Raw genomic sequence first — 908 nt, 5'->3', positions numbered from 1 at the left:
ACTCAGCGGGGTAATCTGATCGTTCTGCAGAACGAGGGTCACCCGATCTCGCTTCCACGCAGAAAATCCGATCCTGTGTCCTCGTATCTGCACGGCCTGTTGATTGGCTGGGCCAATGGTTTGCGCGGTAGGAGCATTGGTGAGGTGGCGAGCAGGCTTGGTGTGGGCAGGGCTGATGATCTTCACAGTCCGGCGAGTGTCGCGCTGTTGTCCGACGGCCTGCTCACCGAAAGCGCTGTGCGGAATTGGTGGGAGGCTCTGCCGGGTGCGGTGGAGCAGTCCGGTGCCGGCGATGGTGGTTTTGTCGGTGGGCCTGCGGTGTCCTCTGGGGGTGTGTCGTTGCCGGATGAGGTGCGGCTGGGGCTCACGGGGTGGCGTCCCGATCCGGGTGGGGGTGACAAGTTCACGGATGCCATCAGGCGGGTCGAAGATGAGTGGGAATGTGCGATCCCGCTGGGTCGCAAAGCGCGCGGCCATCTCGTGTCCGAGCTGACGCGTGAGCTGCTCGGCGAATGGTCCTGGAAAATGAGCCTACTTGACGACCCGGTCACTGGAAAACCTTACACGCTGTCAAAGATTCTCGAAGTCAGCGGTGTCCAGATCGACGAATCCTCATTGTTCCGCCCTATGCACGATTGGAAGGTGAGGATGTCGGCGGTGTTGTTGCCGTCGAAGGTGCGGGGTGCGATTATCAAGTTCCGTCCTGGGGTGGAAGGGCGAAGGACTCTTCCGGAGTTTGTGGCGTCACTGCGAGGTCGTGACGTTTCGTTGGTTTCCAGTGTGTCGCCTGGGTTTGTGTTGCATCCTTCGACGGAGGCGATGCGTGAGTTGGCTGTGGGCATGCTGTCTGAGGTTGAGGGGGGGAGGCCGCGTTACACCTTGGATCAGGTTGTCGGGGTGTTCGGTGG

At 60.9% G+C, this 908-nt stretch carries 2 protein-coding genes; one reads left to right on the top strand and one right to left on the bottom strand.

Annotated features, from left to right (window positions below):
- Nucleotides 1-186: hypothetical protein (locus IEZ09_RS47320; protein WP_229813575.1), on the bottom strand; the 186-nt coding region annotated here is incomplete at its 3' end.
- Nucleotides 187-207: 21 nt separating this feature from the next.
- On the opposite strand from IEZ09_RS47320, the gene IEZ09_RS45890 reads away from it, so the two are divergent.
- Nucleotides 208-908, top strand: a 701-nt coding sequence (locus IEZ09_RS45890) for a glycosyltransferase (protein WP_229813574.1), incomplete at its 3' end; no start/stop codon positions are given.

Origin of the sequence: Lentzea flava, from assembly GCF_014648475.1 — a bacterium.
In the GTDB taxonomy this organism is placed as follows: Bacteria; Actinomycetota; Actinomycetes; order Mycobacteriales; family Pseudonocardiaceae; genus Lentzea; species Lentzea flava.
The sequence above is the reverse complement of the archived record's forward strand: the minus strand, read 5'-3'. Positions and strand labels throughout refer to the sequence as shown.